Below are 18,718 nucleotides of genomic sequence, written 5' to 3'. Positions count from 1 at the left end.
TCAGGCGTTTTGAGGCTGCGGGGTGAGTCACCTCGCGCCGAGGGTCAGGGGGCCGTCCTCCGCCGGCTGGCGGTACCACCTGACGTGGATTCTTCGCCGAGCGGCGGCCGGCTACAGTCGCACGGCCACCGGAGGTCGGTGGGACCCCTCTCCGACCGGAAGGACCTTCCCGCAGGTATGGGACAGAACGCGCGAAGGTCCACCCTGCGGGCCGACGGCGACGTCTTCGTGCGGGACGGGCTGACGCTGCTGACCTACAGCGCCCTCGGTGCCTACACCTTCTGGCTGTACGCCTTTGGTCCGGCCCTTGCGCTGCTTCGCCAGGAACTCCACTTCTCCTACACCGTGCTCAGCGTCTACTCGGCGCTCTGGGCAGCCGGTTCCGTGCTGTCGGGAGCCGCTTTCGCCCGGTTGGCGGCGAGGATGGGCCGCCGTGCGGTGCTGTGGCGGTCGGCACTGGTGACCACCGCAGGCGCCGCCCTGTTCACCACCACCCAGAGCATCCAGCTCACCATGCTGGGCGCACTCGTCATGGGCTTTGCCGGCACCACCGTGCAGACCACCACCCAGTCGCTGGTCGCCGACCATCATGGCCCGCGACGAGACCAGGCACTGGTCGAGATGAACATCGGGGCCGGCCTCTGCGCCGTCGTCGCTCCGCTGGCCCTCGGAATGAGCCATGCGCTCACCAGCACCTGGCGGGTTGCCATGGCTCTCCCCGCCGTCATCCTGGTCGCCCTGGCCGTCGTGCACCGGCACCAGCCGTTCCCGTCAGTGCCGCGCCCACCCGCCGCGCAGCGGGGCGGACGCCGCGCCGGGCTCTCCGTGGTCTGTCGGTTGCTGGCTCTGCTGGTGGCGGTCGGCATCGGGGTCGAGTTCTGCGTCGTGTACTTCGGCGCGGAGCTGTTGAGCGCCGCCAGAGGGTTCTCCACCTCCACCGCGGCGACAGCCATGACGGTGTTCTACGCGGGCATCCTGCTGGGTCGGCTCGCCGGTGCTCGTCTCACCCGCCGTCCCGGGCGCGCTGCCTTTCTGATGGGGTTGTCCCTGGCGGTCACCCTCGCCGGTCTGGCTGCCCTGTGGCTTCCCGGGGGCGTCGTTCCCGCCCTGCTCGGTCTCTTCGTCACAGGTCTGGGCATCGCCAACCAGTTCCCGTTGGCCCTCGCCCTGACCCTGGCCGCGGCCCCGGACGACACCGACGCTGCCAACGCCCTCGTCCAGCTGCTCGGCGGGGTGCTGGTCCTCGGCGCCCCGTTCCTGCTGGGCCTTCTCGCCGACCACGTCGGACTGACCACCGGTTTCGCCGTGGCGCCCGTCCTGACCGCCCTCTCCGCTCTGCTGCTGTACGTGGCGCTTCGCGGGGCGAGCTCAGCTGATCCGGACGGCATGCCCCCCGGTCAGCGTGCCTCGGCGTCGTCCATCGCCCGGTAGATCCGCTGCTCGGACACCGGGTACGGGGTGCCGAGGCCCTGGGCGAAGACGTTCACCCGCAGCTCCTCGATCATCCAGCGGATCTGCGGGACCGCCGCGGACTGCCGGCGGCTCGGCGGCAGCGCGGCGAGCATGTCCGCGTACTCCTTCTGCACCACGGCGATCCGGTCCTGCTGCTGTTTGTCCCGCTGCGGGTTGCCGGGCAGCCGGTCCAGCCGGCGCTCGATCGCGGTGAGGTAGCGCAGCAGGTCGGGCAGGCGGGCGTATCCGGCCTCGGTGATGAAGCCCTTGTGCACCAGGCCGGAGAGCTGGTTGCGGATGTCGGCGAGGGCGGCCACCACGGCCAGGTTCCGGGTCGCGCCGAGCCGCTGCTCCACCGCGTAGGCGGCGGCGAGCACCCTGCGGACCCGGTCCATCACCTCGACCACGGTGTCCACCAGGTCGGCGCGGACCTTGTCGCGCAGCGCGGCGAAGCCCTCGGCGTCCCAGGCCGGGCCGCCCGCGTCGGCGATCAGCTTGTCGATGGCCGCGCCCGCCGCGTCCTCGATCAGTTCCTGCACGCCGCCGTGCGGGTTGCGGCTCAGCGCCAGCTTCGCCTCGTTCGACAGCCGCCCCTGAAGGAACTTCGCCGGCGACGGGACGGTCAGCCGCAGCAGCCGGCGGCTGCCCGCCCAGTGCGCGGCGGCCTGCTCGGCCTCGGAGTCGAAGACCTTCACCCCGACCGTGGCGCCCTCGTCGACCAGGGCCGGGTACGCGGTCACCGCGTAGCCGGCGCGGACCTGCTCGATGGTGCGCGGCAGGGCGCCGATGCTCCACTGGGTCAGGCCGGTCCGGGCCACGTCCGGCGCGGCGGCGGCGACGACCTGGCGTACCTCCTGGCGGAGCTCGCGTTGCAGGGCCGGCAGGTCCTTGCCCTCGGCGACCGGCGTGTCGTCCTCGCCGAGCACCCGGAACGTCACCCGCAGGTGCGGCGGCAGCTTGGCCACGTCCCAGGCGTCCCGGGGCACGGTCACCCCGGTCATCCGGCGCAGCTGCCGGGTGAGCGCGTCGAGCAGCGGCTCCTCGCCGGCCGGCATCGCGGCCAGGGCCGCCCGGGCATAGTCCGGCACCGGCACGAAGTTGCGACGGACCGCCTTGGGCAGCGACCGGATCAGCGCGACCACCAGCTCCTCGCGCAGCCCCGGCACCTGCCAGTCGAAGCTCTCCGCCGGCACCTGGTTGAGCATCGGCAGCGGGATGTCGACCGTCACGCCGTCGGTGGGGGTGCCCGGCTCGAAGCGGTAGGTCAGCGGCAGCGCCACCCCGTCGGCCTGCCACTCGTCCGGGTAGTCGGCCTCGTCCACCCCGCCCCGGCCGGCGTTCACCAGCAGCTCGCGGGTGAAGGTGAGCAGGTCGGGCCGCTCCCGGCGGGTCGGCTTCCACCACGAGTCGAAGTGCCGCCCGGAGACCACGTCGGCGGGGATCCGCTCGTCGTAGAAGCCGAAGATCGTCTCGTCGTCGACCAGGATGTCCCGCCGCCGGGCCCGGCTCTCCAGCTCCTCGATCTCGGCCAGGAGCCGCTGGTTGTCCCGCCAGAACTGGTGGTGGGTCTGCCAGTCGCCCTCCACCAGGGCGTGCCGGATGAACAGCTCCCGGGACAGCGCCGGGTCGATCCGGCCGAAGTTGACCTTGCGGGAGGTGACCAGCGGGATGCCGTACAGGGTGACCTTCTCGTAGGCCATCACCGCGGCCTGCTTCTTCTCCCAGTGCGGCTCGCTGTAGCTGCGCTTCACCAGGTGCTGGGCGAGCGGTTCGACCCACTCGGGCTCGATCCGGCCGTTCACCCGGCCCCAGAGCCGGGAGGTCTCCACCAGCTCGGCCGCCATCACCCAGCGCGGCGGCTTCTTGAACAGCGCCGAGCCGGGGAAGAGCGCGAACTTCGCCCCCCGGGCGCCCAGATACTCGTGCTTCTGCGCGTCCTTCAGCCCGACGTGCGACAACAGGCCGGGGAGCAGCGACTGGTGCACCTTCGGGGTGTCGATCTCCTCCGGCAGGTCCGCGGCCGGGCCGCGCCGGGCGCCGTCGGCGTCGCGCGCCGGTCGCCCTCCTTCGGGGGTACGTATCACCTGGCGCAACTGGCTGACGATGTCCTGCCACTCGCGGACCCGCAGGTAGTTCAGGTATTCCGCCTTGCACATCCGGCGGAACGCGCTGGACGACAGCGCCCGCTGCTGCTCCCGCAGGTAGCGCCAGAGGTTCAGGAACGCGACGAAGTCGGATTCCTTGTCGGCGAACCGGGCGTGCGCCTGGTCGGCCTGAGCCTGCTTCTCCGCCGGCCGCTCCCGCGGATCCTGGATGGAGAGCGCGGCGGCGATCACCATCACCTCGGTGGCGCAGCCGTTGCGCTCACCCTCCAGCACCATCCGGGCCAGTCGGGGGTCTACCGGGAGCTGGGCGAGCCGCCGGCCCAGCGGGGTGAGGCGCTTCGCCGGGTCGCTCTCGGTCGGGTCCAGCGCGCCCAGCTCGTGCAGCAGGTTCACGCCGTCGGTGACGTTGCGCCGGTCCGGCGGGTCGATGAACGGGAAGGCGCCGATGTCGCCCAGCCCGATCGAGGTCATCTGGAGGATGACCGAGGCGAGGTTGGTCCGCACGATCTCCGGATCGGTGAACCCGGGGCGGGAGAGGAAGTCCTGCTCGTCGTAGAGGCGGATGCAGATGCCGTCCGAGGTACGACCGCAGCGGCCCTTGCGCTGGTTGGCCGAGGCCTGCGAGACCGGCTCGATGGGCAGCCGCTGCACCTTGAGCCGGCTCGAGTAGCGGGAGATCCGCGCCGTGCCCGGGTCGACCACGTACTTGATGCCGGGGACGGTCAGTGAGGTCTCCGCGACGTTGGTGGCGAGCACCACCCGGCGTCCGGCGTGCGGGGCGAAGACCCGGTGCTGCTCGGCGGTGGAGAGGCGGGCGTACAGCGGCAGGATCTCGGTGCCGAGCAGCGACCGCTTCTTCTGCACCAGCTTGCCGAGCGCGTCGGCGGTGTCCCGGATCTCCCGCTCGCCGCTGAGGAAGACCAGGATGTCGCCGGGCCCCTCGGCGGCCAGCTCCTCGACCGCGTCGCCGATGGCCTGGATCTGGTCGCGGACGTTCTCCTCGTCGGCCTCGTCGGCCTCGTCCTCCTCGGCCTCGCTGACCTCGACCAGCGGCCGGTACCGCACCTCGACCGGGTAGGTCCGCCCGGACACCTCGACGACCGGCGCGGGCACGCCGTCCGGCGCCTCCTCGGTCGGCGGCCCGGCGAAGTGCCGGGCGAAGCGGTCGGTCTCGATGGTCGCCGAGGTGATGATCACCTTGAGGTCCGGTCGGCGGGGGAGGAGCTGCCTGAGGTAGCCCAGGATGAAGTCGATGTTGAGGCTGCGCTCGTGCGCCTCGTCGATGATCAGCGTGTCGTACTGGCGCAGCATCCGGTCGGTCTGCAGCTCGGCCAGGAGGATGCCGTCGGTCATCAGCTTGACCAGGCTGTTGTCGCCCACCTGATCGGTGAAGCGGACCTTGTAGCCCACCACGTCGCCCAGCTCGGTGCCGAGCTCCTCGGCGATCCGGTCGGCGACCGTACGCGCGGCGAGCCGGCGTGGCTGGGTGTGCCCGATCAGTCCGTTCACCCCGCGCCCCAGCTCCAGGCAGATCTTGGGCAGCTGGGTGGTCTTGCCGGAGCCGGTCTCGCCGGCCACGATCACCACCTGGTGGTCGCGGATGGCGGCGGCGATGTCGTCCTTGCGCTCGCTGACCGGTAGTTGCGCCGGGTAGGTGATCACCGGAACGGCGGCGCGCCGGATCGCCAGCCGCGCCTCGGCGCGCGTGACGTCGGCGTCGATCTCGGCGAGCGCGGCCTCCCGGCGCTGCGGGTCGCGCAGCTTCCGGACCCCGTCCAGCCGGCGCTGCAGCCGGCGCTGGTCGCGGAACATCAGGGTGGGGAGGCGGCGGTGCAGCTCGCGAACAGTGTCGGGCGCGGCGGGTACGGCTGGATTCTGCATGTCGTCGCCAAGAATAGGCAGCCCCGCGCCGAACCGCCGCCGGGTTACCGCCCCCGCCGGCGTCGTCCGGGACCGGCTCCGCGCGCGCCCTCCGAGTTCGGTGCCGGTCGTCGCACTAGAGTGGCCGCCGACCGACATCGCTCGACGGGACGGGATGATCATGCGGGACACGGACCGGGCGCTCGTGCAGGCGGCCACCGCCGTCGCCAAGCTGCGCTGCCGCAGCGAGAACCACACCGTCGCCGCCGCCGCGCGCAGCGCCGACGGGCGGGTCTTCACCGGCGTGAACGTCTACCACTTCACCGGTGGACCGTGTGCCGAGGTGGTGGCGATCGGCGCCGCCGCCACCCAGGGCGTGACCGAGCTGGAGACCATCGTCGCGGTGGGGGACCGGGGCCGGGGCGTCATCCCGCCGTGCGGCCGCTGCCGGCAGGTGCTGCTCGACTACTTCCCGTCGATCAAGGTGATCGTCGGCCCGGCGGACGGGCTGCGCGCGGTCCCGGTGGCCGACCTGCTGCCCGAGACGTACGTCTGGGCCGACCAGCAGGTGGAGCTGGCGACGGTGCCGCGGACCGGGGTGTGGCCGATGCCCGTCGTGCCGGGCAGCCGCCCGGCCGCGGAGGACTGACCCCGGTCAGTCTCCGGACGCCGCCTCCAGCATCGACCGGGGGACCGGCACGTCCTCGAAGCGCAGGTTGCCCTCCGGCACCATCCAGCTCATCACCTGCGCGACCAGCCGTCCGGCCCGGACGGCCGGGTCGTTGGCGTACAGCTCGCGGGCCATCTCCGGGTCCACCGAGAGCACGGCGAAGCCGCGCAGCCGTTCGTCGTCGGCGCCGAGGAGCGGGCCGGCGGCGAGGAGCGCGCCCTGCTCCGCCAGGCCGGCCTGGTGCGCCAGGTGCGCGTCCTGAAGGCGGTCGATCGCGTCCAGCGGCAGCTCGGGCGGATCCGACGGACGGGCCAGGAGGACGACGGTGTGCTGGTCGAATCGCATGCCGCCAGCGTAGGGGCGAGAACACCCGGATTGTCCGCCTGTTGCCGGTAGCGGCCCCGTCCGGGCGGCGTCCATTGTCCGGCGCGCCGCCGGCCGAGGGGCGACGCCGCATCGACGAATCCGAGTTAGGTACACCTAACCCGATCGGCTAAGGTAAGGCGATCCTAAGCCGAGAGGGGCGGAGTGCTGCCGTGACCACCGTCGCCACCCGACCCGACCGTGCCGGCGTCCCGAGCCGCCGGCGGTCCGGCCGCCGGGCGGCCGTCGCCGCGACGGCGGCCCTGCTGCTGGCCGTTGCCCTGCTGGCCAGCCTCGCCCTCGGCAGCCGCCCGCTCGCCGTCGACCAGGTGTGGCAGGCGCTCACCGCCCCGGACGGCGGCGAGGCCACCACCATCGTCCGGGAGCTGCGCCTGCCGCGTACGGCCCTGGGGTTGACCGTCGGGCTCGCGCTCGCCGTCGCCGGGGTGCTCTTCCAGGCGCTCACCCGCAACCCCCTCGCCGAACCGCGGATTCTCGGCATCAGCGCCGGCGCCTCGTTCGGCGTGGTGCTCGCCATCGCGGTCTTCGGCGTCGCCAGCCTCGCCGGGTACGTCTGGTTCGCCGTCGCCGGCGCGCTCGCCGCCGGCCTGCTCGTCCTCGCCGTCGCCAGCGGCACCCGCGAGGGCGCCAGCCCGGTCACCCTCGCGCTGGTCGGCGCGGCCCTCGACGCCAGTCTCGCCGCCGGGGTGTACGCCATGCTCAGCATCGACGCGCGCACCTTCGAGGAGTACCGCTTCTGGGTGGTCGGCGGGCTGACCGGCCGGGACGTCGGCGTCGCCGGACAGGTGCTGCCGTTCGTCCTCGCCGGGCTGGCGCTGGCCGCGCTGGTCGCCCGGGGCCTCGACGCGCTCGCCCTCGGCGACGACGTCGCCCGCGGCCTCGGCCACCGGATCGGCCTGGTACGCCTCGGCGGCGGCGCCGCCGCCGTGCTGCTCACCGGCGCCGCCGTGGCCGCCGCCGGGCCGATCGCCTTCGTCGGGCTCGCCGTGCCGCACCTGGCCCGGGCACTGGTCGGCGCCGACCACCGGTGGACCCTGGCGATCTCCGCCCTGCTCGGGCCCGCCCTGCTGCTCGGCGCCGACGTCGTCGGCCGGCTGGTCGCCCCGCCCGGCGAGGTGCCGGCCGGGATCGTCACCGCGCTGGTCGGCGCCCCGCTGCTGGCGTACCTGGTCCGCCGGGCGAAGGTGATGACCGCGTGACCGCCGTCGAGTCGTCCCGCCCGACGTACGCCGGGCTGCCCGGCCGGTCGCTCCTGCGGCTCGGACCGGTCAGTGTGCAGGTCCGCCGCCGCGCGGTGCTCGTCGCCGCCGTGACGGCCGTGCTGCTCGCCGCCGCCGTAGTGCTCAGCCTCTCCCTCGGCACCCCGTACGTCGCCCCGGCCGACGTGCTGCGGTCGCTGTCGGGGGCCGGCACCCCGTACGACCTCGTGGTGCGCGACCTGCGGCTGCCCCGGATCGTGCTGGCCGCGACGGCCGGGGCGGCCTTCGGGATCGCCGGCACGCTCATCCAGAGCGTGGCTCGCAACCCCCTGGCCAGCCCCGACGTCATCGGCATCACCCAGGGCGCGGGCCTGGCCGCCACCGTCGCGATCACCACCGGCGCCGCCGCCGTGCTGGTCGCCCCGGCGGCGCTGCTCGGCGGGCTGGCCGCCGCGCTGCTGCTGCTCGCCCTCGGCGCCCGGCACGGCCTGGCCGCCCAGCGGTTCGTGCTGGCCGGGGTGGCCGTCGCGTTCGCCCTGCGGGCGCTGACCGAGGTGGTCATGCTCTCCGCCGACCCGATCGACGGGCTGCGGGCGCAGATCTGGCTGATCGGCACCCTGGCCGGCCGGGGCTGGTCCGAGACGTCGTGGATCGCGCTGACCCTGGCCGTCCTGCTGCCGGTGCTGGCCTGGGCCGGGTGGGCGCTCAACGGCACCGCGCTGGACGACGACACCGCCCGGGGGATCGGGCTGCGCCCGGTGGCCCGGCGGGTCGGCCTGGCCGTCACCGGCGTCGTGCTGGCCGCCACCGTCACCGCCCAGGTCGGCGCGGTCGACTTCGTCGCGCTGGTCGCCCCGCAGGTGGCCCGCCGACTGGTCCGCGCCGAGCGGCCTCCGCTGGTCTGCGCCGCCCTGGTCGGCGCGCTGCTGCTGGTGCTGGCCGACCTGGCCGGCCGGCGGCTCTTCGCCCCCACCCAACTGCCGGCGGGCGTGCTCACCGCCGCCATCGGCGGTCCGTACCTGATGTTCCTGCTGGTCCGACGTCGGCGGAGGTCCGCGTGAACCGCACCCCTGACACCCGAGGCGCGATGCTCTCGACCCGCGACCTGACCGTCGGCTACGACGAGCGGACCGTGCTGGACGGGCTCGACGTGGACCTGCCCACGGACGCGTTCACCGTCATCGTCGGGCCGAACGCCTGCGGCAAGTCCACGCTGCTGCGGACCATGGCCCGGCTGCTCACTCCGCGCCGCGGCGCCGTGCTGCTGGACGGCACGGCGATCCGGGAGCTGCCCACCCGGGAGGTCGCCCGCCGTCTCGGCGTGCTGCCGCAGAGCCCGCTGGTGCCCGAGGGGGTCACCGTGGCGGACCTGGTCGGCCGAGGCCGGCAGCCGTACCAGCGGTGGTGGCGGCAGTGGTCGGAGCAGGACTTCGCCGCCGTCGACCGGGCGATGGCCCAGGCCGACGTCGCCGGGCTCGCCGACCGTCCGGTGGACACCCTCTCCGGCGGGCAGCGGCAGCGGGTCTGGATCGCGATGACCCTCGCCCAGGACACCGAGGCGCTGCTGCTGGACGAGCCGACCACCTTCCTCGACCTGGCCCACCAGGTGGAGGTGCTGGACCTGCTGCACCGGCTGCGCGCCGAACGCGGCCGGACCGTGGTCGCCGTGCTGCACGACCTCAACCAGGCCGCCCGGTACGCCGACCACCTGATCGCCATGCGCGAGGGCGGGGTGGTGGCCGCCGGCCCGCCGCGCGAGATCCTCACCGCCGACCTGGTCCGCGACGTCTTCGGGCTCGACTGCGTGGTCGTGCCCTGCCCGGTGACCGGCGCGCCGCTCGTGGTGCCGGCCCTGACCAGCCCGTCCCTGGCGCGCCCGACCGCCCCGGCGGCGCGCCCCTCCGTCGCCGACGCGGACTCCCCGCGCGTCGACTCGTACCCGTCGAAAGGAATCTGATGCGTCGTCTCGCCGCCGCCCTCACCGCGGCCCTGACTCTCGGCGTCGGTCTCACCGCCTGCGGTGAGAGCGACCCGGCCCCGGGTGCGGCCACCGGGGAGACCCGGGAGATCACCCATGCCATGGGCACCACCAAGGTCCCGGCGGACCCGAAGCGGGTCGTGGTGCTCGACACCGACAAGATCGACACCGCGCTCTCGCTGGGGGTCACGCCGGTGGGCGCCGCCACCGCCGGTGAGGCGAAGAGCTGGCCGACCTACTTCGGCGCGGAGAAGCTGGCCGGCATCAAGGAGGTCGGGGTGCTCACCGAGCCCGACCTGGAGGCGATCACCGCGCTCAAGCCGGACCTCATCCTGGGCAGCAAGTTCCGCCAGGAGAAGTTCTACGACGAGCTGAGCGCCATCGCCCCGACCGTCTTCACCGAGAAGGTCGGCATCACCTGGAAGGAGAACCTGCTCCTCGACGGCAAGGCCCTCGGCAAGGAGCAGCAGGCCCGTGACCTGCTGGGCACGTACGAGAAGCGGGCCAAGGACTTCGGCGCGAAGCTCGGCGACGCCGCCACGCGGGAGGTCTCCATCGTGCGCTTCATCCCGGGCAACATCCGGGTGTACGGCCCGGACTCGTTCTCCGGCATCGTGGTCGGCGACACCGGGCTGGGCCGTCCGGCGCGGCAGCGGCTCGACGGCAAGGAGGACAAGCGCTTCGACCTGGTCAGCCCCGAGCGGATCAACGAGGTCGACGGCGATGTCATCTTCGTGACGGCGTACGGCGAGAAGGCCGCCGCCGAGCAGGCCAAGGTCACCGGCGGCACCCTCTGGCAGGGTCTGCCCGCGGTGAAGGCCGGCAAGGCCCACGTGGTCTCCGACGAGGTCTGGATGACCGGCATCGGTGTCGGCGCCGCCAACAAGATCCTCGACGACCTGGAGAAGTACCTGGCCGCCTGATCGTCGGGACGCTGGCCAACCCGCTCGCCCGCTTCGCCCCGGACCCGGTCGGCTGAGCCGGCGGCGGGCGCCCGCCGCCGGTCCGCCCAGGTGGATGCACGGAGAGAGGGTCCTTTCTCCGTGCATCCGTTCGGGCGGGCGGTGGGCCGGCGTTGTGTGTGGGGGGTCAGGCGGCGGTGGACCAGATGGCGCGGAAGGCCGCCGCCTCGCCGGCCAGCCACTGCTCGACCTGCTCGGGCTTGATTGTCTCGGGCATGCGGTGGGCCTTGCCGCGCCGGACGTCGACCAGCACCGGCTCGGCGTGCGGGAGCACCGCGTCCATGTGGCGGGCCATCAGGTGCAGAGTCGCTAGGGTCGCCTCCTCGCTGGGCGGGGCCTCGTCGAAGTGCAGGCGGACCGCCTCGGCGCGGCCGTCGGCGTACCGGACGCCGAAGTGAGGATTGATCTTGACGGGCAGGTCGCCGAGCATCGCGAGGGCGTCGCGGGTCTGGGCGAGGTCGACATTCACCGGCTCGCCGAGCGACTGGAGCCAGGCCGTGGCGCCGGGGACGAGCGCCTGGTAGAGCGGGCGCCAGCGGGGCTTGACCAGGTCGGCCACCTGGGCGAGGTGGGTGCCGCCGGTGTGGAACGCGACGTCGGCCTTGAGCGCCTTGACGAACTGGCCGTGCGGGTTGAACCCGTGCCGGCTCGCGCGCTGCTTGCGCAGGCCGCCGACGAAGGTGGCCTTGGTGGGCCCGGTGCGGTCGACGTACCGGGTGAAGCCGAGGAGGGTGGCGTACGGCGACAGGGGGGTGGAGATGGGCGCGGTCACGAGCATCCTCCCAGGTCAGGAACTCGATTAGTACATACATTCTAATCGACGGGCCTGACATCGCCCAGGGCACAAAAGGGGCCGTCCGGACGCACCGGACGGCCCCTCGCGGAGAAATTTCTACAGCTGCCCGACGGCGGTGATCCGGACGACCGCGGCGCCCACCTCGTCGGAGGCGGCCAGATCGACCTCCGCGCTGATGCCCCAGTCGTGGTCACCCTCCGGGTCGTCGAGGATCTGCCGGACGGCCCACCGGTCCCGACCCTGCTCGATCATGAGCAGCGCCGGCCCGCGCGCGTCCGGCCCCACCCCGATGGAGTCGTACGACTCGAAGTACGGCTCCAGCGCGTCCGCCCAGGCGTCGGCGTCCCAGCCGTCCCCGGCGTCGAGTTCGCCGAGCAGGTCCCAGCGGCGCAGGGCGGCCAGCTCGACCCGCCGGAACAGCGCGTTGCGCACCAGCACCCGGAACGCCCGCGTGTTGCGGGTGACCGCCGGCGGCCGGTCGTCCAGGGCGGCGTGGGCCTGGGCCACCTCCGCCACGTCGGACGGGTTGCGCAGCCGCTCCCACTCGTCGATCAGGCTGGAGTCGACCTGGCGGACCAGCTCGCCCAGCCACTCGATGAGGTCGACCAGATCCTCGGTCTTGGCGTCCTCGGGCACGGTCTGCCGCAGCGTCTTGTATGCGTCGGCGAGGTACCGCAGCACCAGGCCCTCCGACCGGGACAGCCCGTAGAACTGCACGTACTCGGTGAAGGTCATCGCCCGCTCGTACATGTCCCGGACGACGGACTTGGGGGAGAGCTGGTGGTCGGCGACCCAGGGGTGCCCCTGCCGGTACATCTCGTACGCGCCGTCCAGCAGCTCGGCGAGGGGCTTGGGCCAGGTCACCTCGTCGAGGAGCTCCAGCCGGGCCTCGTACTCGATGCCCTCGGCCTTCATCGCGGCGACCGCCTCGCCGCGCGCCTTGAACTGCTGCGCGGAGAGCACCTGGCGCGGGTCGTCGAGGATCGACTCGATCACCGAGAGCACGTCGAGGGCGTACGACGGGGACTCCTGGTCCAGCAGCTCGATCGTCGCCAGGGCGAGGGGGGAGAGCGGCTGGTTGAGCGCGAAGTCGAGCTGGAGGTCGACGGTGAGCCGGACCCGGCGGCCGGTCTCGTCGGGCTCGTCGAGCTGCTCGACCACGCCGCCGGCCTTGAGCGCCCGGTAGATGGCGATGGCCCGGCGGATGTGCCGGCGCTGGGCGGCCGGGTCCTCGTGGTTGTCGGTGAGCAGGTGCCGCATCGAGGCGAACGCGTCGCCGGGGCGGCCGATGACGTTGAGCAGCATCGAGTGGCTGACCTGGAAGCTGGAGGTGAGCGGCTCCGGCTCGGCCTCGACCAGGCGCTGGAAGGTCGGCTCGCCCCAGCCGATCGAGCCCTCCGGCGGCTTCTTCTTGACCACCTTGCGGCGCTTCTTCGGGTCGTCGCCGGCCTTGGCCAGGGCCTTGGAGTTCTCGATGACGTGCTCGGGGGCCTGCACCACGACCCGGCCGAGGGTGTCGAAGCCGGCCCGTCCGGCCCGGCCGGCGATCTGGTGGAACTCGCGGGCCTTGAGCAGCCGGGTGCGCGTCCCGTCGTACTTGGACAGGCCGGTGAAGAGCACGGTGCGGATCGGCACGTTGATGCCGACGCCCAGGGTGTCGGTGCCGCAGATGACCTTGAGCAGCCCGGCCTGGGCCAGGGTCTCCACCAGGCGGCGGTACTTGGGCAGCATGCCGGCGTGGTGCACGCCGATGCCGTGCCGGACCAGCCGGGACAGCGTCTTGCCGAAGCCGGAGGTGAACCGGAAGTTCCCGATCGCCTGCGCGATCATGTCCTTCTCGGCCCGGGTGCAGACGTTGACGCTCATCAGCGCCTGGGCGCGTTCCAGCGCGGCGGCCTGGGTGAAGTGCACGACGTACACCGGGGCCTGCTTGGTCTGGAGGAGCTCCTCCAGGGTCTCGTGCAGCGGGGTCATCGCGTATGAGAAGAGGAGCGGGACCGGCCGCTCGGCCGAGCGGACGACGGCGGTCGGCCGGCCGGTGCGCCGGGTGAGGTCGTCGACGAACCGGGTGGTGTCGCCGAGGGTGGCGGACATCAGGACGAACTGCGCCTGCGGCAGTTCGATGATCGGCACCTGCCAGGCCCAGCCCCGGTCCGGCTCGGCGTAGAAGTGGAACTCGTCCATGATCACCTGGCCGACGTCGGCCCGGGCGCCCTCGCGCAGCGCGAGGTTGGCCAGGATCTCCGCCGTGCAGCAGATGATCGGGGCGTCGGCGTTGACGCTGGCGTCGCCGGTGAGCATGCCGACGTTCTCCGCGCCGAAGACCTCGCAGAGGGCGAAGAACTTCTCCGAGACCAGGGCCTTGATCGGCGCGGTGTAGAAGGTGGTCCGGTCATCGGCCAGGGCGGCGAAGTGGGCGGCGATCGCGACCAGGCTCTTGCCCGAGCCGGTCGGCGTATTCATGATCACGTTCGCGCCGGAGACGATTTCGATGACCGCCTCCTCCTGGTGGGGGTAGAGGTCGAGGCCGCGCTCCTTCGCCCAGCCGGCGAACGCGTCGAAGAGGGTGTCGGGGTCGGCGCTTCGAGGCAGCGCGGCAGTGAGCGTCATATCGCCCCCCATGGTGCCTGGATCATGGGTCGCCGCGCCAACCGGGGCGTCCGCGGCGCCCGCCGGGCGCGCGGTCCGTCCCACGCGTCCCGATCCGCGCCTAGCGCCGACCACCCGAGGGGTGCGCCCGCGGCTCAGCCCCGGACGGGCGCGGGGGTGGGGGCCACCCGGCGGTGGATCAGGTCGAAGACGGGACGGCCGGCGGTGACGGCGCGGCGCTCGAACTTGGTCACCGGGCGGTGGGCGGGGCGGGGGGCGAAGCCGCCGTGGGTGTCGACCAGCTCCGGGTCGGCGGTCAGGGTCTCCCGCATCGACTCGGCGTAATCGGCCCAGTCGGTGGCGCAGTGCAGCGTCCCGCCCGGGGCCAGCCGGGAACGCAGCAGCGCCACGTGGCCGGGCTGGATCAGCCGGCGCTTGTGGTGCCGGGCCTTCGGCCACGGGTCGGGGAAGAAGACGTGCACCGCGTCCAGCGAGCCCTCCGGCAGCGCCCGGACCAGGTCCAACGCGTCGCCCCGGGCCACCCGGACGTTGCCCGGCGCGTGCCGGTCCGCCAGGTCGAGGAGGTTGGCGATTCCGGGCGTGTGCACCTCAACCGCCAGATAGTGTCGGTCCGGATCGGCCGCCGCCATCGCGGCGGTGGCGTCGCCCATGCCGGACCCGATCTCCAGCACCAGCGGGGCCTGCCGGCCGAAGAGCGCCGTCGGATCGAACGGTCCGTCGAGGTCGGCGATGTCCAGGCCGTACGCCGGCCAGAGCCGGTCCAGCGCGTCGAGCTGGCGGCCGCTCATCCGCCCCCGGCGGGGGTGGAAGGTGCGGATCCGCGCGGCGTGTGCGGGCGGGGCGGCGAGGTTCTGGTCGGTGGAGGTCACAGCGACCCGAGCCTACGCGAGGGTTCGGCCGATCGGATGTGAGGTGCGGCCGGGGGTGAGAGGATTCATCCCGTACGGCAGGACGGGCGGCCCGCTGCCCGGTACCGCCCTACCGCGCCGGGAGGGGTCATGGTGTCAGTCACGCGCCGCGCGGCGCTGGTGATCGCGGCTGCCGTGTTCGCCCCGCTGCTCGGGGCGGTACCCGCCCTGGCCGCCCCGTTCCCCGTCGCCGAGCCGGCGCCCGGCCAGCCGCAGTCGCAGCCCGAAGACGTGATCTTCGTCGAGGTCACGCCGAGCACCGTGGAGCCCGGCTTCCTGGTCGGCATCCGGGCGAGCTGCCGGGACAACTCGGTGCCGGCCATCGTGGTGTCGGACGCCTTCGGCCGGGTGCAGGTGCAACCGCAGCGCGGGCTGCTGACCGCCTCGCCGATGGTCAGGGAGCGGACCCGTCCCGGCAACTACCGGGTCAAGCTGGAGTGCCCGGGCGGCCAGACCGCGTCGACGATGCTGCAGGTGGTCAAGCGGGTCGAGTCGAGCCGTGGGCCGAGCCGTGGGCCGGCGACCGGCTTCGGCGGCACCGCCGGCGGGCTCGGTCTCGGCGGCCTGCTCGTGCCGGTGGGGCTCGCGCTGACCCTGGCCGGGGCGACCGTCGGCGTGGTGGCGTCCCGCCGGCCCCGTACCGTCCGTGGCGCCGCCAGCCGCTGAGTACGCCATGGCCTCGCATCCCGCTCCGCAGCCGGCCGCCCGCTCGGCCCGGCGTGACCCGGGGGCGGGGCGCAGCCGCTGGTCGGCGCCGTTGGCCGTGGTGCTGGTCCTGATCGGGGTCTTCGCCACCGGGGCCGGGCTCGGCCGCACCGCCGGGCCGTTCGACTGGGCCGCCGATCCGGCGCGCCCCGCGCAGGGCGACCCGCAGCCGGAGAACCGGCTGCCGGCGAGCCGCCCGGTCAGCCTCTCCGTGCCGGCGATCAAGGTCAGCGCGCCGGTGATCCCGGTCGGGCAGGCCAGGGACGGCTCGATCGCCGTGCCGCCGCTGAGCAAGCACAACCAGACCGGCTGGTACGACCGCGGCCCGACGCCGGGGGAGCCGGGCCGGGCGATCATCGTCGGGCACGTGGACACCAAGAGCGGCCGGGCGGTCTTCTACGAGCTGGGCAAGCTCAAGCCCGGCGACCGGATCGAGGTGACCCGGTCGGACCGGAGCCTGGTGACCTTCAAGGTCGACACGGTCGAGCACTTCGACAAGGCGAACCTGCCGGCCGACCGGGTGTACGGCGACGACGGGCCGCCGGGGCTGCGCCTGATCACCTGCGGCGGCGATTGGCTGGGCGGAAGGACCGGCTACGCGGACAACGTGATCGCGTTCGCCTCACTGGTCGACACCCGCCGGCCCTGACCGGGCTCAGCCCTTGCCGGGCACCTGCTGGACCACCTCGAACTCCAGCAGCGTCGCGCCGCTGGCGACCGGCCGGCGCTGCTCGCCACCCTCGCCGCCGCCGCCGGCGTGCGCGGCCCGGGACGGGCCTGCCGCCCACGCCCGGTACGCCTCCTCGGACTCCCAGCGGGTGTAGACGAAGTAGCGGCTCTCCCCGGCGACCGGGCGGAGCAGCTCGAAGCCGAGGAAGCCGGGTGAGTTCTCCACCGCGCCGGCCCGGGCCGCGAACCGCTTCTCCAGCTCCTCACCGGAGCCGGGCGGGACGTCGATCGCGTTGATCTTCACGACTGCCATGCCTTCACACTAACGACCGGCCCGGCCGCCGGTCCGGGCCGCGACGACGGCGGGGCGGCTCAGAACCCCTCGACGGCCGGTACCAGGTCGGCGTCCACCACGATCGGGGCGTGGTCGGAGGGGCCCTTGCCCTTGCGCGCCTCCCGGTCCACGTAGGCGGAGCGGACCGTGCGGGCGAACGGCGCGGAGGCGTACACCAGGTCGATCCGCATGCCCTTGTTCTGGTGGAACATCCCGGCCCGGTAGTCCCAGTAGGTGAAGGGGTGCGGGCCCTTCATCGGGGTGGGCACCACGTCGCTGAGCCCGAGGTCGCGCAGCGCGGCCAGGGCCGCCCGCTCGGCGGGGGTGACGTGGGTGGAGGTGACGAAGAGCGCCGGGTCCCAGACGTCGGCGTCGGTCGGTGCGACGTTGAAGTCGCCGCAGACCGCGAGGGGCAGCCCGCCGGTCAGCTCCGGTTCGAGCGCGTCGCGCAGCGCGGCGAACCAGGCCAGCTTGTACGCGTAGTGCGGGTCGTCGGGGGCGCGGCCGTTCGGCACGTACACCGACCAGACCCGCAGCCCGTCGCAGGTCGCCGAGATGGCCCGGGCCTCCGGCTCGGGGAAGCCGGGCTCGCCGGGGAACCCGACGGCAACGTCGGCCAGCCCGACCCGGGAGAGGATGGCCACCCCGTTCCACCGGCCGTCGCTGTGGCTGGCCACCTCGTAGCCCAGCTCGCCCACCTCGGTGACCGGGAACGCCCCGTCGGGGCACTTGGTCTCCTGCAGGCAGGCGACGTCGGGCTTCGTGGTGGCCAGCCAGTCGAGCAGCCGGGGGAGGCGGGCCTTCACCGAGTTGACGTTCCAGGTCGCCAGGCGCATGCCTTCAGCCTGCCGCATCGCCGCCCGCCGCGCCGCCTCGGCCGCCCCGGGTGTCGCGGCCCGAATCGGCCGGGCGGGCCCCGGCGGTCACGAGCCGGGGCGCGGTGGCCGGCTCGGCAGCCGAACCGACCGGGCCCGGCCCGGCGGTCAGGAGCCGGGGGTGTCGTTCGGCCGGGTCTGTTCGGCGAGGAAGCGTTCCAGCTCGGCGCCGAGTTCATCGGCGGTGGGCAGCGGGCCGGTCTCGGCGGCCAGCAGGTTCTTCTCGCCGCGGCCCCGGGCGAACGCGTCGTACTGCTCCTCCAGGGCCTGGACCAGGGTGGCCGCCTCCTCGGTCTGGGCGACCTGGCGGTCGATCTCCACCCGGACCACCTCGGCGGCCGCGCGCAGCCCGTCGCCGGGCAGCAGCAGGCCGGTGCTGCGGGACACCGAGGCGAGCAGGGCCTCGGCGGCGGCCGGGTACTCGGTCTGGGCGACGTAGTGCGGCACGTGCGCGGCGAAGCCGAGCGCGTCGCGGCCCTGCTCGCCGAGGCGGTACTCCAGCAGGTGGCCGACGCTGCCCGGCACCTGCACCCGTTGCAGCCACGGCTCGTAGCCGGCGATCAGCTCCCGGCGGGTGGCGTGCGCGGTGACCCCGGTGGGACGGGTGTGCGGCACCGCCATCGGGATGGAGTTGAGCCCGACGGTGAGCCGGACGTCCAGCCGGGCGGAGAGCCCGGCGACCGCGGCCACGAAGCGCTCCCACTGGACGTCCGGCTCGGGGCCGGTGAGCAGCAGGAAGGGCGTCTCGTCGTCGTCGTGGAGCAGGTGCAGCTCCAGCGCCGGGGCGTCGTAGTCGGTCCAGCGGTCCTCGACGAAGGTCATCACCGGGCGGCGGGAGCGGTAGTCGAAGAGCTGGTCGACGTCGAACCGGGCGATCGGCCGCGCCTGGAGGGAGGTGAGCAGCTGCTCACGGGCCAGCCGGGTGGCGTTGCCGGCGTCGACGAAGCCGGTGAGCGCCTGGATCAGCACCGGTTGACCGAGTTCGGGCAGCTCGTCGGTGAGTTCGTAGAGCTCGTGTGGGTCGAGCACCGGTCGGGACCTCCCTGGATACGCGCGTACGGGTGGCCGTGCGCGCACGGCACCCGGTTCGGGCAACGTACCCGCAATCCTGATCCATTCCGGCGGGACCCGGCTCGGCGGCCGCTGGATGATCACAATTCGGCGCATCGGGTGATCAATTCGGGGCGAATACGCTGATCTTGCACCGCCTG

16 protein-coding genes are annotated in these 18,718 nt (G+C 73.5%); 8 read left to right on the top strand and 8 right to left on the bottom strand.

What is annotated here, in order from left to right:
• Positions 1-177 precede the first annotated feature (177 nt).
• On the top strand, positions 178-1,431 hold the full coding sequence (locus tag GA0070613_RS29405) for an MFS transporter (protein WP_089015255.1): 1,254 nt from the start codon (positions 178-180) through the stop codon (positions 1,429-1,431).
• On the opposite strand, the gene hrpA is transcribed toward GA0070613_RS29405, so the two are convergent.
• Positions 1,398-5,438: an ATP-dependent RNA helicase HrpA gene (hrpA, locus tag GA0070613_RS29400; RefSeq protein WP_089015254.1), complete on the bottom strand. Its 4,041-nt coding sequence runs from the start codon at positions 5,436-5,438 to the stop codon at positions 1,398-1,400. The genes GA0070613_RS29405 and hrpA overlap by 34 nt on opposite strands.
• Before the next feature lie 160 nt (positions 5,439-5,598).
• Between hrpA and GA0070613_RS29395 the strand changes: the two genes are divergently transcribed.
• Positions 5,599-6,066 carry a cytidine deaminase family protein gene (locus tag GA0070613_RS29395; RefSeq protein WP_231929556.1) on the top strand — a complete coding sequence of 156 codons (468 nt, stop codon included), beginning with the start codon at positions 5,599-5,601 and terminating at the stop codon, positions 6,064-6,066.
• 6 nt (positions 6,067-6,072) lie between these two features.
• Here the strand turns inward: GA0070613_RS29395 and GA0070613_RS29390 are convergent, their stop codons facing one another.
• A complete protein-coding gene (locus GA0070613_RS29390) occupies positions 6,073-6,432 on the bottom strand; it encodes a YciI family protein (RefSeq protein ID WP_089015252.1) in 360 nt (119 codons plus the stop codon).
• 191 nt (positions 6,433-6,623) lie between these two features.
• Between GA0070613_RS29390 and GA0070613_RS29385 the strand changes: the two genes are divergently transcribed.
• From GA0070613_RS29385 to GA0070613_RS29370, 4 genes are read left to right on the top strand one after another with little or no spacing between them, the layout of a single operon-like run.
• A complete protein-coding gene (locus tag GA0070613_RS29385; RefSeq protein WP_089015251.1) occupies positions 6,624-7,670 on the top strand; it encodes a FecCD family ABC transporter permease in 1,047 nt (348 codons plus the stop codon).
• Positions 7,667-8,731, top strand: a complete 1,065-nt coding sequence (locus GA0070613_RS29380; RefSeq protein ID WP_231929555.1) for a FecCD family ABC transporter permease — start codon at positions 7,667-7,669, stop codon at positions 8,729-8,731. Before GA0070613_RS29385 ends, GA0070613_RS29380 begins: the two co-directional genes overlap by 4 nt.
• Before the next feature lie 26 nt (positions 8,732-8,757).
• Complete coding sequence (locus GA0070613_RS29375; protein ID WP_089015250.1) at positions 8,758-9,627, top strand: ABC transporter ATP-binding protein; 870 nt, start codon at positions 8,758-8,760, stop codon at positions 9,625-9,627.
• Positions 9,627-10,571, top strand: a complete 945-nt coding sequence (locus tag GA0070613_RS29370) for an ABC transporter substrate-binding protein (RefSeq protein WP_089015249.1) — start codon at positions 9,627-9,629, stop codon at positions 10,569-10,571. The genes GA0070613_RS29375 and GA0070613_RS29370 overlap by 1 nt, the downstream gene beginning before the upstream one ends.
• A 166-nt stretch (positions 10,572-10,737) precedes the next feature.
• Here GA0070613_RS29370 and GA0070613_RS29365 read toward each other — a convergent pair whose 3' ends face one another.
• From GA0070613_RS29365 to trmB, 3 genes are all read right to left on the bottom strand, one after another.
• Complete coding sequence (locus tag GA0070613_RS29365; RefSeq protein WP_089015248.1) at positions 10,738-11,382, bottom strand: hypothetical protein; 645 nt, start codon at positions 11,380-11,382, stop codon at positions 10,738-10,740.
• A gap of 120 nt (positions 11,383-11,502) precedes the next feature.
• Positions 11,503-14,016, bottom strand: coding sequence for a DEAD/DEAH box helicase (locus tag GA0070613_RS29360; RefSeq protein WP_089015247.1), 2,514 nt, complete (start codon positions 14,014-14,016; stop codon positions 11,503-11,505).
• A gap of 134 nt (positions 14,017-14,150) precedes the next feature.
• On the bottom strand, positions 14,151-14,885 hold the full coding sequence (gene trmB, locus GA0070613_RS29355) for a tRNA (guanosine(46)-N7)-methyltransferase TrmB (protein ID WP_089015246.1): 735 nt from the start codon (positions 14,883-14,885) through the stop codon (positions 14,151-14,153).
• Positions 14,886-15,014: 129 nt separating this feature from the next.
• Here trmB and GA0070613_RS29350 point away from each other — a divergent pair, with 129 nt between their 5' ends.
• Together GA0070613_RS29350 and GA0070613_RS29345 are read left to right on the top strand one after the other, a co-directional pair.
• On the top strand, positions 15,015-15,590 hold the full coding sequence (locus tag GA0070613_RS29350) for a hypothetical protein (RefSeq protein WP_089015245.1): 576 nt from the start codon (positions 15,015-15,017) through the stop codon (positions 15,588-15,590).
• 7 nt (positions 15,591-15,597) lie between these two features.
• Positions 15,598-16,278 (top strand): class F sortase, encoded by a 681-nt coding sequence (locus GA0070613_RS29345; protein ID WP_089016268.1) that lies wholly within the window; start codon positions 15,598-15,600, stop codon positions 16,276-16,278.
• A gap of 6 nt (positions 16,279-16,284) precedes the next feature.
• Here GA0070613_RS29345 and GA0070613_RS29340 read toward each other — a convergent pair whose 3' ends face one another.
• The 3 genes from GA0070613_RS29340 to GA0070613_RS29330 form a co-directional block, all read right to left on the bottom strand.
• Positions 16,285-16,611, bottom strand: a complete 327-nt coding sequence (locus GA0070613_RS29340) for an antibiotic biosynthesis monooxygenase family protein (RefSeq protein ID WP_089015244.1) — start codon at positions 16,609-16,611, stop codon at positions 16,285-16,287.
• A gap of 59 nt (positions 16,612-16,670) precedes the next feature.
• Positions 16,671-17,468 (bottom strand): exodeoxyribonuclease III, encoded by a 798-nt coding sequence (locus GA0070613_RS29335; RefSeq protein ID WP_089015243.1) that lies wholly within the window; start codon positions 17,466-17,468, stop codon positions 16,671-16,673.
• Between the two features lie 147 nt (positions 17,469-17,615).
• Positions 17,616-18,536 carry a proteasome assembly chaperone family protein gene (locus GA0070613_RS29330; RefSeq protein ID WP_089015242.1) on the bottom strand — a complete coding sequence of 307 codons (921 nt, stop codon included), beginning with the start codon at positions 18,534-18,536 and terminating at the stop codon, positions 17,616-17,618.
• Positions 18,537-18,718: the final 182 nt, after the last annotated feature.

Origin of the sequence: Micromonospora inositola (genome assembly GCF_900090285.1) — a bacterium.
Classification (GTDB): Bacteria; Actinomycetota; Actinomycetes; order Mycobacteriales; family Micromonosporaceae; genus Micromonospora; species Micromonospora inositola.
Note: the sequence above shows the minus strand (reverse complement) of the source record. Positions and strands in the feature narration are given on the sequence as shown.

What these genes read in the sequence shown, in the direction of transcription:
- GA0070613_RS29360 (WP_089015247.1), bottom strand. Translation starts at nt 14,016, where the DNA reads ATGACGCTCACTGCCGCGCTGCCTCGAAGCGCCGACCCCGACACCCTC.
- GA0070613_RS29395 (WP_231929556.1), top strand. Translation starts at nt 5,599, where the DNA reads ATGCGGGACACGGACCGGGCGCTCGTGCAGGCGGCCACCGCCGTCGCC.
- GA0070613_RS29370 (WP_089015249.1), top strand. Translation starts at nt 9,627, where the DNA reads ATGCGTCGTCTCGCCGCCGCCCTCACCGCGGCCCTGACTCTCGGCGTC.
- GA0070613_RS29405 (WP_089015255.1), top strand. Translation starts at nt 178, where the DNA reads ATGGGACAGAACGCGCGAAGGTCCACCCTGCGGGCCGACGGCGACGTC.
- hrpA (WP_089015254.1), bottom strand. Translation starts at nt 5,438, where the DNA reads ATGCAGAATCCAGCCGTACCCGCCGCGCCCGACACTGTTCGCGAGCTG.
- GA0070613_RS29345 (WP_089016268.1), top strand. Translation starts at nt 15,598, where the DNA reads ATGGCCTCGCATCCCGCTCCGCAGCCGGCCGCCCGCTCGGCCCGGCGT.
- GA0070613_RS29375 (WP_089015250.1), top strand. Translation starts at nt 8,758, where the DNA reads ATGCTCTCGACCCGCGACCTGACCGTCGGCTACGACGAGCGGACCGTG.
- GA0070613_RS29390 (WP_089015252.1), bottom strand. Translation starts at nt 6,432, where the DNA reads ATGCGATTCGACCAGCACACCGTCGTCCTCCTGGCCCGTCCGTCGGAT.
- GA0070613_RS29335 (WP_089015243.1), bottom strand. Translation starts at nt 17,468, where the DNA reads ATGCGCCTGGCGACCTGGAACGTCAACTCGGTGAAGGCCCGCCTCCCC.
- GA0070613_RS29350 (WP_089015245.1), top strand. Translation starts at nt 15,015, where the DNA reads ATGGTGTCAGTCACGCGCCGCGCGGCGCTGGTGATCGCGGCTGCCGTG.
- GA0070613_RS29340 (WP_089015244.1), bottom strand. Translation starts at nt 16,611, where the DNA reads ATGGCAGTCGTGAAGATCAACGCGATCGACGTCCCGCCCGGCTCCGGT.